Annotated in this window: 16 protein-coding genes; 8 read left to right on the top strand and 8 right to left on the bottom strand. The window is 56.4% G+C overall.

Translation table 11 applies throughout. The features are described from left to right. Window positions 1-22 precede the first annotated feature (22 nt). Window positions 23-1,108 (bottom strand): c-type cytochrome, encoded by a 1,086-nt coding sequence (locus RZS32_RS04945; RefSeq protein WP_339106824.1) that lies wholly within the window; start codon window positions 1,106-1,108, stop codon window positions 23-25. 122 nt (window positions 1,109-1,230) lie between these two features. On the opposite strand from RZS32_RS04945, the gene RZS32_RS04940 reads away from it, so the two are divergent. Both RZS32_RS04940 and RZS32_RS04935 read left to right on the top strand, forming a co-directional pair. Next, complete coding sequence (locus RZS32_RS04940) at window positions 1,231-2,064, top strand: prephenate dehydratase (protein WP_317055919.1); 834 nt, start codon at window positions 1,231-1,233, stop codon at window positions 2,062-2,064. A 328-nt stretch (window positions 2,065-2,392) separates the two neighbouring features. Further along, entirely contained in the window at window positions 2,393-2,611 is a 219-nt protein-coding gene (locus RZS32_RS04935; RefSeq protein WP_317055918.1) for a hypothetical protein, read from the top strand. Window positions 2,612-2,671: 60 nt separating this feature from the next. Here the strand turns inward: RZS32_RS04935 and RZS32_RS04930 are convergent, their stop codons facing one another. Continuing rightward, window positions 2,672-3,139: an SRPBCC family protein gene (locus tag RZS32_RS04930; RefSeq protein WP_317055917.1), complete on the bottom strand. Its 468-nt coding sequence runs from the start codon at window positions 3,137-3,139 to the stop codon at window positions 2,672-2,674. 55 nt (window positions 3,140-3,194) lie between these two features. After that, window positions 3,195-4,163, bottom strand: a complete 969-nt coding sequence (nudC, locus tag RZS32_RS04925) for an NAD(+) diphosphatase (RefSeq protein ID WP_317055916.1) — start codon at window positions 4,161-4,163, stop codon at window positions 3,195-3,197. Window positions 4,164-4,321: 158 nt separating this feature from the next. Here nudC and RZS32_RS04920 point away from each other — a divergent pair, with 158 nt between their 5' ends. Next, a complete protein-coding gene (locus RZS32_RS04920) occupies window positions 4,322-6,280 on the top strand; it encodes a bifunctional 2',3'-cyclic-nucleotide 2'-phosphodiesterase/3'-nucleotidase (RefSeq protein ID WP_317055915.1) in 1,959 nt (652 codons plus the stop codon). Between the two features lie 123 nt (window positions 6,281-6,403). Here the strand turns inward: RZS32_RS04920 and RZS32_RS04915 are convergent, their stop codons facing one another. The 3 genes from RZS32_RS04915 to ilvD all read right to left on the bottom strand — a co-directional run bounded on the left by RZS32_RS04915 (window position 6,404) and on the right by ilvD (window position 9,426). Continuing rightward, the gene (locus RZS32_RS04915; protein ID WP_317055914.1) at window positions 6,404-6,781 is read right to left on the bottom strand and encodes a hypothetical protein; all 378 of its coding nucleotides are present in this window, start codon (window positions 6,779-6,781) and stop codon (window positions 6,404-6,406) included. 15 nt (window positions 6,782-6,796) lie between these two features. After that, window positions 6,797-7,561, bottom strand: a complete 765-nt coding sequence (locus RZS32_RS04910) for a DUF6478 family protein (protein WP_317055913.1) — start codon at window positions 7,559-7,561, stop codon at window positions 6,797-6,799. A gap of 137 nt (window positions 7,562-7,698) precedes the next feature. Further along, a complete protein-coding gene (ilvD, locus tag RZS32_RS04905; RefSeq protein ID WP_317055912.1) occupies window positions 7,699-9,426 on the bottom strand; it encodes a dihydroxy-acid dehydratase in 1,728 nt (575 codons plus the stop codon). A 175-nt stretch (window positions 9,427-9,601) separates the two neighbouring features. Between ilvD and RZS32_RS04900 the strand changes: the two genes are divergently transcribed. Continuing rightward, entirely contained in the window at window positions 9,602-10,003 is a 402-nt protein-coding gene (locus RZS32_RS04900; protein WP_317055911.1) for a hypothetical protein, read from the top strand. Window positions 10,004-10,131: 128 nt separating this feature from the next. On the opposite strand, the gene rpsU is transcribed toward RZS32_RS04900, so the two are convergent. Further along, on the bottom strand, window positions 10,132-10,338 hold the full coding sequence (gene rpsU, locus RZS32_RS04895; RefSeq protein ID WP_007818122.1) for a 30S ribosomal protein S21: 207 nt from the start codon (window positions 10,336-10,338) through the stop codon (window positions 10,132-10,134). Between the two features lie 112 nt (window positions 10,339-10,450). Between rpsU and RZS32_RS04890 the strand changes: the two genes are divergently transcribed. The 4 genes from RZS32_RS04890 (at window position 10,451) to RZS32_RS04875 (ending at window position 13,850) form a co-directional block, all read left to right on the top strand. After that, window positions 10,451-11,134: a COQ9 family protein gene (locus tag RZS32_RS04890; RefSeq protein WP_317055910.1), complete on the top strand. Its 684-nt coding sequence runs from the start codon at window positions 10,451-10,453 to the stop codon at window positions 11,132-11,134. Between the two features lie 74 nt (window positions 11,135-11,208). Continuing rightward, complete coding sequence (locus RZS32_RS04885; RefSeq protein WP_422395956.1) at window positions 11,209-12,180, top strand: NAD(P)H-quinone oxidoreductase; 972 nt, start codon at window positions 11,209-11,211, stop codon at window positions 12,178-12,180. A 3-nt stretch (window positions 12,181-12,183) separates the two neighbouring features. Beyond that, window positions 12,184-13,302, top strand: a complete 1,119-nt coding sequence (locus RZS32_RS04880; protein WP_317055908.1) for an exo-alpha-sialidase — start codon at window positions 12,184-12,186, stop codon at window positions 13,300-13,302. Next, entirely contained in the window at window positions 13,299-13,850 is a 552-nt protein-coding gene (locus RZS32_RS04875; RefSeq protein ID WP_317055907.1) for a hypothetical protein, read from the top strand. The genes RZS32_RS04880 and RZS32_RS04875 overlap by 4 nt, the downstream gene beginning before the upstream one ends. A 54-nt stretch (window positions 13,851-13,904) precedes the next feature. Here the strand turns inward: RZS32_RS04875 and RZS32_RS04870 are convergent, their stop codons facing one another. Beyond that, a complete protein-coding gene (locus tag RZS32_RS04870; protein ID WP_317055906.1) occupies window positions 13,905-14,492 on the bottom strand; it encodes a ribonuclease T2 in 588 nt (195 codons plus the stop codon). Between the last annotated feature and the right edge of the window lie 128 nt (window positions 14,493-14,620).

The following is a 14,620-nucleotide window of genomic DNA, read 5'->3' as shown; positions in this document are numbered from 1 at the left end:
TTTTTGCTAGTGAGAGTAACGTTTACTGGCTGAGTGATCGAAGGTAGCCAATGACGTTGGCGCGCTCCGCCTCGTCTGAGACACCACGAAAGCTCATCTTGTTGCCAGGCGCGAATTCACGTGGGTTCTCCAGCCAGGCACTCAGGCGGTCCAGGTCCCAGACGCCGCCTACTTCAGTCATCGCTCCAGAATACTTGAAGCCTTCTACCGATGCCACCTCGCGGTCAACGATACCAACAAGATGAGGTCCGACGCGGTTTTGCTCTTTGTCGGCAACATGGCAGGCCGCGCATTTCTTGAACGACTTAGCGCCTGCGTCAATGTCGGCTGCAGCGACCAGGGCAGCAAAGCCGGTGTCACCGGCTGCTGCCTCTTCGGTTGCTTCTTCCGCGGCAGGTTCTTCAGCCGCGGCTTCTTCTTCGGTTGCCTCAGGAGCGGCTTCTTCCTCTGCGGGTTCCTCGGTTGCCTCTTCGGTCGCAGCTTCTTCAGTTGTTTCTTCGGTCGCTGCCTCTTCGGCTGCCGGTTCCTCAACGGCTTCTTCCGCCGCCGCTTCTTCCTCGGCGGCAGCAGGTACCACCAATTCGGTCATGGAACCGTCCGTGTTGTCGAGATAGGCAATCACGTTCACACGGTCCTGAATTTTTTTCAGACCCGCAAACCCCATTGTTGTGCCCGGTGCATAGCCTTTTGGGTTTTCGATGAACGCGTTCAGTTCTTCAGGCGACCAGTTTGCCACAACGGCGCTCAGCGCGCCGGAATAGCCAAACCCTGCCACCGCGTCTACGTCACGGCCAACCACGCCATCAAGATGCGGTCCAGTCTTGTCGGAACCGTCCACAGCGTGACATGCTTTACATTTGCCAAACACTTTTTCGCCAGCCGCGATATCTGCTGACGCGTAAAGTTCCGCAAAACTTGGGCCTTCCTCTACTTCGGCGGTCTCGGCGCCGCCATCGCCGGTGTCGATGACATAGGCCGGGCCATGGTCATCCCCATGACCGCCCCCCATGGCGTACATTTCTTCCGCCACCCATTTGCCCAAAAGAAAGATCAGCAGCGCGCCGCAAAAGCCGCCAAGGATCTTTGTAAACGTCATTGTGTCAAGCATTGGCCCGTTTTCCATGTGAATCTCTCGTCGCGTATCTATCCGCTTCCCCTTGAAGGGCGCAAGGTGTAGTTTCCGCGACCAATCGACCGCATTTCGGCATGGGACAGAACAGGCAAGAGAAGATGACCAATCGCATCGCTTTTCAGGGCGAGCCAGGCGCATATTCGCACCAGGCTTGTAAAGAGACTTATCCAGACATGGAGCCCCATGCATGCCGCACCTTTGAGGATGCGATAGAGGCGGTGCGAACAGGCCATGCAGAATTGGCCATGTTGCCGGTAGAAAATTCCACTTTCGGGCGTGTGGCGGACATTCACCACCTGCTTCCATTTTCGGGTTTGCATATCATTGATGAGGCGTTTGTACGGGTTCACATCAATCTGCTCGCTTTGCCCGGTACGCCGCTCGAAAAGATCAAACGCGCCAAAAGCCACACGATGTTGTTGGGACAATGCCGTGACTTTCTTGCGCAGAACGCCATTCAACGTGTCACTGGGGCGGATACCGCAGGGTCTGCCAGAGAGGTATCGCAGTCGGGCGATCCGGAAATGGCGGCCTTGGCCAGTGAACTGGCAGGCGAGATTTACGGTCTCGACGTGCTGGCGCGTCATATTGAGGATGAAGGCAACAACACGACTCGGTTTTTGGTGATGTCTCGCGACCCTGATCTGTCGCGCCGCGGGTCTGATGGCATGATGACGAGCTTTGTCTTTCAGGTGCGCAACATCCCCGCCGCGCTTTACAAGGCGATGGGCGGGTTTGCCACGAATGGCGTCAACATGACCAAACTGGAAAGCTATATGGTCGGAGGCAGTTTTTCTGCGACGCAGTTCTATGCGGATATCGAAGGGCACCCGGAGGATCCAGAGGTCAAGCGCGCTTTGGAAGAATTGGAATATTTCACGTCCGAGGTGGTCATGCTGGGGGTTTATCCCGCAGATCCGCGCCGACACTGATACTTGGCGTAAGAGATATACTGGGGCCACTCCGCATTGTGCCTTTTGTTACAAGCTCTTCGGACATGGTGCGGTTTTCCAATGTCGTGGCTCTGCAAGTTGTATAACAATTTTAAGTGATATTTTTCAGATATTTAGCCTTATTTTAGCGCGATCAGATCGTAGAGGTGTGAGTGATCTGTCTGCGATGGTCACGGCGCTGTGCATTGCCGTGATTGGCGGTTCACGAAGACCGGACAGCCTCTAACGCCGCCCCGCTTAAACCTCCATTTCATGTCCATGGTCGACGGACCAAATCCGTCTCAACAGATAGGAACAGGAGCATACCATGCGAACCCTAACCGCTATTGTTCTAACAGCCGTCCTCGCCACACCAGCAGCAGCTTTGTCGATCGTAAAAGTAATGACCGACTCCACCCCAGGGAGCGAACTGAGCGTTCAGGAACGTGAAGACCAGTTTTCCAAGCTGAAGAGTAGGGGTGGCTCTAAATCGAAGAAAGGGCGCGCGCCTTTGTTCGACACCGTGCGAAATACGCAGATCGGTTAACGTTATCCACTCACGGGTAAAAAAGAACTAAGGGGGCCATCTGCGGGTGGCCCTTTTTGTTTATGCAGTTGCCTTGAAGCGATCCTCAACATCCTTGGCGTATTCCGCCACGCGAAGCGCAAATCGCCGCGTCATGTTGGTGCGCGCAAGCTTCAGCGATTGCAGTAAAAGCCGCGCAGTCAGTGTCTTGGGCTTGACCGAAACTTCGACTGTTAGCCGTGTTCTGCGGCGCGATAGCGCAACAAGGTCAATCATCATGTAACCCGCCAGGTTGGCGGAGTTCGATTCAATGGCAAGACAATTAGGCTCATCATAATCCGTCATTTCCAAATGCATATCACGCCGTTTGCCGCGGAGCATGAAAGACGTGTCCCATGCCATGCCGATACCGTTTTGACCCAGATTGTCCACACGTTGAACCTCGGCGCCGCGCCGCATGGCAGATCGCTCCAGCGCCGGAAAATCTGAAATCTGGGAAAATACGTATTCGATGGGCGCTTCGATATCTTCGCGCTCTACGAACTTCATCTGCTGGCCTCTTTTGTTAACCCTTTTGGGTTGGTCTTTTTCCCTGTTTACCTTTTTATAGCGTATCGGCAAGCCAGTTGCGCAGCAAAAAATGTGCGATGGCCCCTTTTCGGGCCGGCAGAATGTCAGGGTTTTCGCCCGCAAAAGCACGCGCAATATCTTCGCGGGTCACCCAGATGGCATCTTCGATTTCTGTGGGGTCTACGCGGATCTCTTCTGAGAGGGCCTGCCCCCAGCATCCAAACATTAAGGACGCCGGGAAGGGCCAGGGCTGGCTGGCGAGATATCCAACCTCGCCCACGCGAATACCGGCTTCTTCCATCACTTCTCGGCGCACCGCAGCTTCCATCGTTTCCCCGGAGTCAATGAACCCTGCAAGCAGGGAATACATCCCCTCGGGCCAGCCATGCGACCGCCCCATCAGGACACGGTTCCCATGGGTGATCAACATGATGACAACCGGGTCTGTGCGGGGAAAATGCTGGCCGCTGCAGTCCGGGCAAATGCGCTGCCAGCCGAATTGTGTGATCTGAGTTGCGGACCCGCATCTGGCGCAAAACCGATGCGTTGCATGCCAGCCCAGGACGGCTTTGGCCGACGCTGCCAATTCCGCATCGCGGGGTGAAAGGCGTGTCATGATGCGACGCAGTTCGGCAAACACCTGTGTTTGGGGTAGATCAGGATGGGTTTGCTCGCTTTGGTCGACAAAACCACCGAGGCTTTCCGCGTCAAGATCGTCCGGCGCCCAGTCTTTCAACTCATAAGCCAGAACGACCCGGCCATCTTCCTCCCGGCCCAACAAGATCGGGCCCTCAACATCCTTAGACATCAACGGATGATCGGCGGGGAGGCGTGTGAGCTTGTCAAGATCTGGTGCTTCCACCAAGGGTTTGCCGCGCCATTGCACTACGGCAGACGCCCGGCCTTCACGAACCAGTTTCTGAATCTCATCAGGACGTAACCGAAGCTCCGCGCAGCGATCAAGGCCAGAACCTCCGAATGTGACTGTTTCGGCATGACGCATAACGTGACCTCCGCACTTGCAGGTGCCATGATCACTGATTTGGGGCAAGAGCTTTCCGCTCTCCCGTTAAATGCGTTAACTCAATTTTTATTGCAACCTAAGGTATATTGGAATACGTATGGGTCATGGGAAATCCGTTATTGATTACCGAGATTTAGGTGAAAAGAACGAACACGCTTGCATATTCTGATACAGTAACTTGGCCATGGCGATGTGACACCAGCGGCAGAGTTTGCGTTGGCGCTGTACAAGAGCCAGATCAACATATCTGGGTTCGGATTCTCGGAACCACTGATCTCCATGGCCACATCCTGTCTTATGATTATGCCAAAGATGCGCCCGTTGAAGACTTTGGATTTGCCCGTGTTGTGACGCAAATTCATAAGGCGCGCGCAGAGGCTCAAAACACGCTTCTTTTTGACAATGGTGATTTCTTGCAAGGCTCGGCCTTAACGGACATCGGCGCGCGACCTGAAAACGGCTGGACTAAGAGCAATCCTGTCATCAATGCCATGAACCATGTGACCTATGACGCGGCGACGCTTGGCAACCATGAATTCAACTTTGGTCTGGATTGGCTGACCCGGACTCTCAAAGGTGCAAATTTTCCGCTTGTCTGTGCCAACGCGGTTCATGTCCGGCATCCAAGCAACCCAGAAAAAGACCAACACCTCTTGCCGCCATTCATTTTGCTCAACCGTGAGGTCCACGATAATTCCGGACATCCACACAAGCTGAAAATCGGTGTGATCGGTTTGGTCCCTCCGCAAATTCTGCTTTGGGACCAAGATCATTTGGCCGGCCGTCTTGAAGTCCGCGACATGGTGGAAACGCTGAAGGTTTACGTGCCCTTGCTGCGCAGCAAAGGGGCGCAAATTGTGGTCGTACTCGCCCATACTGGGATCGGCGAGGGCGTTACGGAGCCAGACCAGGAAAACGTTGGCCTGGCTTTGGCACATGTGCCCGGAGTTGATGCGATCCTGACGGGGCACACACACAATATTTTTCCTGATCCCGCAGACTCGCCGCACCATCCCGCAATTTCTGTAGAAAATGGCGCACTTGCAGATGTTCCTTCGATCATGGCGGGCTTTCGGGGCTCTCATTTAGGCGTGATCGACCTCAAACTCGCCCCTCAAAAAGATGGCTGGCGGATCACCGATCACTTTGCAGAGGTCCGGCCCGTTGACCGAGCGGGAATTGAGCCGGACAAAACTGTTTCGCGGCTCGTCGATGAGGCACATCAGGTGACGCTCGCCTACACTTCGAAAGTGATCAGCCGGACTTGCAAACCCATTCACAGCTATCTGAGCCAGTTTCGCCCTGATTTGGGGCAATACCTGATCATGGCCTGTAAACGCGATGCGTTGGCGGACGCTTTGGCTGACACCCCATTTGCCGGTGTTCCGATCTTGTCGGTGAGCGCACCTTATAAAACCGGAGGAGCGGGAGGGCCGGGGTACTACACCGACATCGCCGCTGGTGACATTTTTGTCCGCGACATTGCCGATATCTACCCGTTCCCGAACACCTTGGTCGGCATCCGCGTGCAGGGCGCTCAGATCGTTGCATGGCTGGAGCGCGCGGTTTCGTGTTTCCAACAGGTCGTTCCAGGGAAAATGCGCCAGCACCTTTGGAATCCAGATTTTGCTGGACACACTTTTGATACGATCTGCGGGCTAACATACAACATAAACCTGACCCAACCCGCGCGCTACAATGAAAGCGGAGCAATCACCAATCCGAAGGCATGCCGCATTGGCGATCTGCGCCATCAGGGACGGCCCGTATCGGAAGACGATGACTTTATTTTGGCCCTCAAAAGCTTCCGGGCGTTCAGCTCTGGGATGGTTGCCTATTCCGACCAGGACCGCTTGGTGTACACTGGTCAGACGCTCATCCGCGACTTGCTTATGCAGTATATTAAGAAAAACGGTTGTGATTTCGCTAATCGGGAAACGCCGTCGTGGGCTTTCTTACCTGTTGAAAACGCCTCGGTTTGCTTGGAGACTGGCCCAGGTGTCACAAAACACCACAATGACATGGAGTCACTCTCAGCCAGGGCCCTGGATCAAACGGAACGTGGGTTCCTGCGATTGGAAATTCCGCTGGAATAAAGCGTTTCGCGATAAACTTGACCCGCAGATGATCGCGAAACGCCGCGAGACACTCAATCGTTGAACGCGTTTCGCCTTTGGCTGATGTCTCAGGTCAAAAGCGAAACGCTTGAGGCGGCCAAACTACATCGTCTCAAGGCAATGACGTCGAAACGCACGTTTGAGCATATCAAGCTCTTCGCGCAAAAGTGTCATCTCTGCACGAATATCATAGCTAAGCGCATCTCCTGACATGAGGGCAAAACTCCCCAGCGTCTCTTCCGTGCCTGCATCAGAAATTACAAAGGTTTGCAGACCATCTGAAATCCGGTCCACGGGGATTGGCACGCGCAAAACCCAGCAGGCCTCTTCCTTGTTTTCCCGCAGGTCGACATTGGGCACAGGTTCCTGCAAATGCGTCACGACAATTTCGGGAACCTTCGCGTCAACACCTTCGTTGGTCAAAACGCCTTCCCAGACACCTTCAAAGAGCCGCGTCTTGGTCAATGTCCATGCTGTCATGCCATGCTCCTGCGTCTATAATTCCGCCCGGGGGCGTCGGCTAAATGTAAGGTCTCGCAGGATCACCTGACTCATCTGTGGGTTCTCAAAAATCAGGTCGATCCAGGCGCGTTCAATGCGCTTTTCATTGAGTTTGGTATAGGCTAGGTCGAATTCGACCATGATCTCTTCTTCGTGCAGCGGCAACTCACGTACGATTTGCTCAGTGTTCGGCCCATGCTTGACGTTGAGCCGGGCAAAGATTTCCAGCGGCTTCTCCATCTCCACAATTGTGTCCATCCGAATGAGATGGCGACGTTGCAGCCCGACAATGGCCTCATCGGGCAAATCCAGCACCAGAGAGAGGAAGGAGCCATCAAAGCTGAACACATCCATGCGTAGACCAAAGGGCGCAAGATCGGCTTCACGTGTGTTACGCAGTTGCCTTAGAGTTAATTCCGAATGCCGACAATCATGAAACAGTGTCAGTTCATCGCCAAGCTGTGTCTTGCTCTGCACCGAGGAGCGCCCCGGTACAGCCAAAGGTTCGCGCCAGACGGCAGGCCGCCAGGACCAATCTGTTCCATGTGGCTTTGGAAAAGTACTGGATCCGATCATCGGCAAGGCCAGCCTTTGATCCGCCTGAGAAATAAACTCGTTCAGAAAATACCGGAGTTCCTGCGCACGAGACCGTTCACGGCGCAATTCAGACAGACGCAAATCAGAGGCCTTGGCCGCCGTGTTGCGCCATTTCTGCACGCCGCGTCGCGCCGCGACCCAATCCACAAGCGAACGTTTCATCGGTTGTATGCCCGATCCATTTGTTTCGAGACCGCTGTAAAATGCCCCACGTCTCTTTGCATAGCATTAACCCGGATTTGGAAACAATCCATTCCGGGTCAATCAATGCACGGTGCCGCCGTGCGGCCTTTATCTGGCTACAGATCTGCGTAAACGTGCCGCTCAGCCTCGGCGCCGGGATGTGTGACAGCGCCTTTATACGTCTCCCCCACAAGCTGCGCGTATTTCCATAGCGCGCCTGAGGCGTAGATCGTCTCGCGCGGCCCGGCCCAGGCGTCTTTGCGCTTGGCCAAGTCATCATCGCTCAGATCAACACTCAATTCACCGGTGATGGCATTGATGGTAATGACATCGCCATCCTGAATAAGCGCAATCGGCCCGCCATGTGCTGCCTCTGGGCCAACATGGCCGACGCAGAAGCCACGTGTCGCACCCGAAAAGCGCCCATCTGTGATGAGCGCGACTTTCTTGCCCATGCCTTGGCCCGAAAGGGCGGCTGTGGTTGCCAGCATTTCGCGCATGCCCGGCCCGCCCGCGGGACCTTCGTTGCGGATGACGATCACTTCGCCTTCCTTGTAGGATCGCATCTTCACGGCCTCGAATGCCTCTTCCTCGTTCTCAAAGACACGCGCAGGACCGGAGAAGACCTGCTCTTCTTCGCTCATGCCTGCGACCTTCACGATGGCGCCTTGCGGGGCAAGGTTGCCCTTGAGGCCAACGACACCACCGGTCTTGGTGATGGGTGACGCGGCGGGATAAATCACTTGGCCGTCGGCTTCACGTTCGATCAAGTCCAGTTCTTCGCCCATGCTGCGCCCGGTTGCGGTGATGCAATCCTCATGGATCATGCCGATTTTACGCAGTTCTTTCATGACCACCGGCACGCCGCCCACCTCGTAGAGGTCCTTGGCCACATACTGTCCGCCGGGTTTGAGATCGACGAAATAAGGCGTGTCCTTGAAAATCTCGCAGACGTCATCGAGGAAAAACTCAAGCCCAGCCTCATGCGCAATCGCAGGCAGGTGCAAGCCGGCATTGGTGGACCCCCCTGTGCAGGCCACCACGCGTGCGGCATTCTCCAGGCTCTTGAGCGTGACCACATCCCGCGCGCGAATGCGCTTTTCGAGCAGGTTCATGACTGCCTCGCCCGAAGCAGTGCCATAGGCATCGCGCGACTCGTAAGGCGCAGGCGCACCAGAAGAGTTCGGCAGTGCCAAACCCACCGCCTCAGAAACACAGGCCATGGTATTGGCTGTGAACTGTCCGCCACAGGCCCCTGCGGACGGACAAGCGACTTTTTCCAACGCCGTCAACTCCTCGTCCGAATTGGCCCCGGCCTGATGCCGGCCCACTGCCTCAAACACATCCTGAACGGTGACGTCCTTGCCCTGGAACCGACCCGGAAGGATGGAACCGCCATAGATGAACACGGACGGTACGTTGAGGCGCACCATCGCCATCATCATGCCCGGAAGGGATTTGTCGCAGCCCGCAAGCCCCACAATCGCGTCATAGCAATGCCCGCGCATGGTCAGCTCAACCGTGTCGGCAATCGCCTCGCGGCTGGCCAGAGAGGAGCGCATGCCCTCATGCCCCATGGCGATACCGTCTGTGACGGTGATGGTGGTAAATTCCCGCGGCGTGCCGCCGGCTTCTTTAACCCCCATCTTGACCGACTGCGCCTGACGGTTGAGCGCGATATTACACGGCGCCGCCTCGTTCCAGCAGGTGGCCACACCGATGAGAGGTTGGTGAATCTCATCCTCCGAGAGCCCCATGGCGTACATATACGACCGATGCGGCGCACGAGCCGGACCCTCGGTCACATGACGGCTGGGCAGGATTTTCTTATCAAACTTGGTCATTGGGGCCTCCCTGGCGTGTGTTGTGGATGGTCTAGGCCAGAGGGGCGGAAGGGGCAAGTCTGGGGGCGGAAAAATAGACTCAGGCGATGGCTGGTTTGCGGACAAAACGGACATTCTTGTTAACCGATTTTCATATAGGTATTGAACTTTGACAATCGAGTGAGAGCCTAGTCACATGAGCATTTCAATCATCATACTCGGATATTGGAACCAAAAAGAAGGCGGCATGCCCACATCGGAGGTGCTTGAACTATTCGGGAAATCGCCAAATAATGATCTTGAAGGTGTTCTGGCCCACGACGAAAAAACCTATTGCGAATACTCCATAACTCAAGAAAACAACGCTGCTACTGTTATCTCAATTGATAGACCCTATGGTCACCATTCGTTGTATGAGTTGCTTTTTGAATTGTTAAAACGCGGACCCTATATGCTCTTTTCGCCAGAAGGACGCATTGTTCCTGTTGTTGCGCGATCAGATATGCCCGAACACTTGCCGGAGAATGTTATTGAGGCATTCGGAATTCCGGTTGTTGTGACCGATGGAGCGAGCTTGTCATCGACGCTATTTGGTTAACACTTTGGGCTCAAAGCCGACATCATGCACAGTACTTGAAACTAAACCAGACTTATGTCCCCCAAAAAAGACAAACCCCCGAAGCGTCTGCCCGGGGGTCATCTTACTCAGCCTTGCGAGATAGCTCCTTAGAGCAAACCTTCGCGCTGGGCTTTTTTGCGTGCGAGTTTGCGGGCGCGGCGGATGGCCTCGGCCTTCTCGCGCGCTTTCTTCTCGGAGGGTTTCTCGAAATGTTGCCGAAGCTTCATCTCGCGGAACACGCCCTCACGCTGCAGTTTCTTTTTCAGGGCACGAAGCGCCTGATCGACGTTGTTGTCGCGAACACTGACCTGCATGTGGTTGTCACCACCTTTCTAGGTTAAAGTTGCATAAGATTGCAGGAAGTGGCCGTATAGCAAAGGCGTTCTAGCTTGTCTAGGGCAACACCTGATCACGATGGAGACACCGATGGCCGACACAGACGTGAAAGACGCGCTGCTGCAAGCGGCGAAACCGCACGTGCCGTTCGACGGTTGGAGCGAGGCGACGTTCAAAGCGGCGCAAGCGGATTCCGGGGTGAGCCCGGGCCTTGCTGCGGCGGTCTGTCCGCGCGGGGCGGTTGATCTGGCGATGGCGTATCATGAGGAGGGCGACCAAGCCATGCTGGCCAGTCTGAATGATGCGGACCTTAACCAGATGCGGTTTCGCGACAAGGTGACGGCGGCGGTTCGGTTTCGTCTGGAAGCGGTGGAGGACAAGGAACTGGTGCGCCGGGGCATGACGCTTTTTGCCTTGCCGCACTACGCTTTTGAGGGGGCGCAGGCGATCTGGAAGACCTGCGATCATATCTGGACCGCTTTGGGGGACACGTCGGACGATGTGAACTGGTACACCAAGCGTGCCACGCTGTCGGGTGTCTATTCGTCAACCGTTCTCTACTGGCTGGGTGATCAGAGCGAAGGGCATGAAAAAACCTGGGCGTTTCTTGACCGGCGGATTGAGGATGTGATGCAGTTTGAGAAAGTCAAAGCCAAGGCGCGCGAGAGCAAGCTGGTCGATGGCCTTATGAAAGGTCCATTCTCCTTCCTCAACCGGATCAAAGCTCCGTCTGGCAGGCCTCATACCGGTATGCCGGGCCGCTGGAGTCGCTGATCACCGGTTCTTTGCAATTCTGATCGAGGCTGATACCACCTTTCCTCGTGGAGGGTGGATACTTGCCTCAGACAATGCGTGTCGTTGAGATCACCAAACCCGGTGGGCCAGAGGTTCTGGTGCCATCGACACGGGCCATTCCAGTGCCGCGCCATGGCGAGGTGGTGATCAAGCTGGCCTATGCGGGTGTAAATCGGCCCGATGCCTTGCAGCGCGCAGGGCTCTACGATCCCCCGAAAGGCGCTAGCGACCTTCCCGGTCTGGAAGGCGCAGGAGAGGTCGTGGCCCTCGGGCCCGGCGTCGCGGATGTGGCTTTGGGGGATCGGGTCTGTGCTCTGTTGCCCGGCGGCGGCTACGCCGAATATGTGGTCACTGCGGCGGCGCATTGCCTTCCCGTTCCCAAAGGTCTCACCCTGAAACAGGCAGCGTGTCTGCCTGAGACGTTTTTCACCGTTTGGACCAATGTGTTTCAACGCGGACGTCTGCGGACGGGCGAGCGTTTTCTTGTGCATGGCGGATCAAGCGGCATTGGGACAACGGCCATTCAACTGGCCCATGCCTATGGCGCACGGGTGTTTGCCACCGCCGGATCCGATGCCAAATGCGCGCAATGCCTGAAGCTTGGGGCAGAGCAGGCGATCAACTATCGCACGGAAGATTTCGTCACTGTGTTGCAGAAGGCCGGGGGCGCAAACCTGATCCTCGACATGGTTGGCGGGGCCTATCTTGCACGAAACCTGGATGCGCTGGCCGATGAGGGACGCCTGGTGCAGATCGCCTTCCTGCAAGGACCGCGGGTTGATGTTAACTTTACACAGGTTATGACCCGGCGCTTGACCGTCACCGGTTCAACCCTGCGGCCTCAATCGACCCTTGCCAAGGCGCGCATCGCCGAGGATTTGCGCCGCCACGTTTGGCCGTTGTTGGAGGCCGGGCGCGTCGCACCAGTGATGGATTCAGAGTTTCCGCTGATGGATGCCGCCAAGGCGCACGCCCGCATGGAGAGCTCTGATCACATTGGCAAAATCGTTCTGAAGGTGGGTTGAGACATGGGCACGGCACAGGCGGTCATCTTGTGTCTGGCAGGCCTCAGCCTTTTGCTCAGCGCTGTGGCTATGCGGCGTGACAAAGCGCCTGTCTGGCGGTTCGCACCGCCCGATGAGGTTCCGTCACAAGGCACGCCCAGATTTGAGACGGTGTTTGAATATGATATCACCGAGGGCCAGGCACACGCGCCCTCTCTGGTCGTCACGGACAAAGGTTTTGAGCTTCTATGGTTCGAAGGCTCAGCCGAGGCGCAGGCGGATGTGGACATTTATTTTGCACGGTTTGAGCGGTCTGGTGAAGGATGGGTCAAGACGGATCAGGGGACACGTATCGGCCGCGCCGATCTGGGCGCTGCAATGGAGCCGGAACAGCTTGTGGTCACGCTTGGCAACACGGTGGAGAACGACGCCCGCCCCGGACATGTCTTTGCGACGGTGGTCTCGGTCGGGGGCTGGGCCATGGCGTCGGTTGCAGATGTTCAAATGGGACCGCAAGGTCCGGTCTGGGCGCGCAAGCTGAACCTGTCGCCGTTTCTCAATCGCTCGCATCTGGTGAAATCCCCGATGGTGAAATTCGCCGACGGCAGCCACGGCTTGCCCGCCTATTTCGAGCTTGGGGCCACGCATGGTACGTTTGTTCGGTTCGCCAAGGATGGCCGTGTGCGCGACACGGCACGGATGAGCGGAGAGGGCAAACCCATCCAGCCGATGGTCGTGCCTTTGACTGAGACACACGCGGTGGCCTTCCTGCGCGATTTTGACCCCTCCGGGCACGTCCTGAAATGCGAGACGCCGGATGGTGGGCAAACCTGGACGGATGCGGTGCCGATCGATATGGCCAATCCCAGCGCGCCGGTCGCGGCACTCTCGCTGGGGCATGGGCTGATCTTGATGGCGGCCAATGATGCAACCACTCCGGATGATCGTCTTAGCCTGCTTTTGTCACAGGACGAAGGCGAGACGTTTCATTTTCTGAAAGAAGTTGCATCGCAAGGGGCTGGAGCCCGGTATCCGATGCTGCGCACGCTCCCCGACGGGACGATTCTGCTGACGTATTCGGTGGGCAATAAGAAAGGCCTGAGGGTCCTGGCGTTCAATTCGGATTGGGTGGCGGTGCAATGACAGAGCTCGGGGCAAAGGCATGCATCGCCATTTTGCTGGGCTGGGTGGCCTTTGCGGTGACCGGTCTGGTGTTGCCTGCATGGTTGGCTTTGATCTGTGCCGTGGGGGCAGGTGGCGCTTGCGCGACCATTTTGCGAAAAACCATTGGCATAAACGGTTTTGTCGCGCTGTTGGCGCCGTTTGGCGTTATGTTGCCCGCCTTGGCGCTGCGCGATGTTGCCGTGGCGTTTGGCATACCCATTCCCGGCTTTGCCGCGTTCGAAATAGGGGTGTTCTTACTGCTCTACACCGGGTTTCTGCTGGCCGCTTTCGGCAAGCTGCCACTTGATCTCTACCGCTATGGCTACGCGCCAAAGCCCGTGGCGATCATGGTGCTGGTGGTCTGTGCCTATGCCCTTCTAACCGGCAACTGGTTTCTGGCGACTGTGGCTGTCCTCGCGCAAGGTATCTGGACGCTTGGCTGGGGCAGTAGCAACTGGCTGGACCATGTGCTGCATGTGGTGCTCTGGCCGGTGGCAGCGGTCGTGCTTCTCACCCAGCTGATCTAGGACTGTGGGCCGCGCAATAGGGTATTTCGGACAAGAAAGAAGCAAGAATGCCTTTTATCGGATTGGCTCAAACTGTGCATCCTTAAGTGTGCAATCTCGGATCACGTCGCGCCCACAGGGCACTGGGTCGAGGTCTTTCGACAGGCATATCCGAACCTCTTGAATATGATCCGCGCGGCAGGTGACGGTGACCATGTCCCGGGTCAGGTTCGGATTGGCCTTGAGAAACGCGTCTTCCACAACAGAGGCTGGCAGTTCTACGGGTTTGTTCAGTTTGCGAAAAACCTCGGGGCGTTCAATCTGCTCATAGGCCTCACGGCTAAGCGCGTAGTAGTCCGGTGCAGAGAGGCCCGAGCAGGATCCATGCTTGCGCCATTGATACCAGGCCAAACCCGCGCTTCCCATGATGTCCGTCATCTCGCGCGTCATCCTGCGCGAGGGAGGGCGTTCGGCGGTTTGGCAATGGGCGGGCCAGCCGCGGTGATACTGAGGCCACAGTCCATGAAGCACCCAGCCATAATCCTGTGACACATCGCATTGTGGAGCGTCGCGCGCATCGCCTTCGAGCGCACACCAGTTGGGCGACCAACTGAGAGATAGCACATAATAGTCGAACACACCGGGCTTGTCTGCGTCGGCCATGGCCGATGACGCCGTGAACAGAAAAACGAGAAACGCACGCAACAGATCGCTCTTTCTTTTTGGATTTGTCCCGACTATATACGCGCCAAGTTCCCCGACAACGGAAACCCGTCCTGAAGACCCTCAGG

Source organism: Roseovarius sp. W115, from assembly GCF_032842945.2.
Classification (GTDB): Bacteria; Pseudomonadota; Alphaproteobacteria; order Rhodobacterales; family Rhodobacteraceae; genus Roseovarius; species Roseovarius rhodophyticola.
Note: the sequence above shows the minus strand (reverse complement) of the source record. Positions and strands in the feature narration are given on the sequence as shown.

Coding starts and splice junctions, on each gene's coding strand:
- RZS32_RS04910 (WP_317055913.1), bottom strand. CDS start 7,561: ATGAAACGTTCGCTTGTGGATTGGGTCGCGGCGCGACGCGGCGTGCAG.
- RZS32_RS04890 (WP_317055910.1), top strand. CDS start 10,451: ATGGCCGACACAGACGTGAAAGACGCGCTGCTGCAAGCGGCGAAACCG.
- RZS32_RS04940 (WP_317055919.1), top strand. CDS start 1,231: ATGACCAATCGCATCGCTTTTCAGGGCGAGCCAGGCGCATATTCGCAC.
- RZS32_RS04915 (WP_317055914.1), bottom strand. CDS start 6,781: ATGACAGCATGGACATTGACCAAGACGCGGCTCTTTGAAGGTGTCTGG.
- RZS32_RS04900 (WP_317055911.1), top strand. CDS start 9,602: ATGAGCATTTCAATCATCATACTCGGATATTGGAACCAAAAAGAAGGC.
- rpsU (WP_007818122.1), bottom strand. CDS start 10,338: ATGCAGGTCAGTGTTCGCGACAACAACGTCGATCAGGCGCTTCGTGCC.
- RZS32_RS04885 (WP_422395956.1), top strand. CDS start 11,209: ATGCGTGTCGTTGAGATCACCAAACCCGGTGGGCCAGAGGTTCTGGTG.
- ilvD (WP_317055912.1), bottom strand. CDS start 9,426: ATGACCAAGTTTGATAAGAAAATCCTGCCCAGCCGTCATGTGACCGAG.
- RZS32_RS04930 (WP_317055917.1), bottom strand. CDS start 3,139: ATGAAGTTCGTAGAGCGCGAAGATATCGAAGCGCCCATCGAATACGTA.
- RZS32_RS04945 (WP_339106824.1), bottom strand. CDS start 1,108: ATGCTTGACACAATGACGTTTACAAAGATCCTTGGCGGCTTTTGCGGC.
- RZS32_RS04880 (WP_317055908.1), top strand. CDS start 12,184: ATGGGCACGGCACAGGCGGTCATCTTGTGTCTGGCAGGCCTCAGCCTT.
- nudC (WP_317055916.1), bottom strand. CDS start 4,163: ATGCGTCATGCCGAAACAGTCACATTCGGAGGTTCTGGCCTTGATCGC.
- RZS32_RS04870 (WP_317055906.1), bottom strand. CDS start 14,492: ATGGCCGACGCAGACAAGCCCGGTGTGTTCGACTATTATGTGCTATCT.
- RZS32_RS04875 (WP_317055907.1), top strand. CDS start 13,299: ATGACAGAGCTCGGGGCAAAGGCATGCATCGCCATTTTGCTGGGCTGG.
- RZS32_RS04935 (WP_317055918.1), top strand. CDS start 2,393: ATGCGAACCCTAACCGCTATTGTTCTAACAGCCGTCCTCGCCACACCA.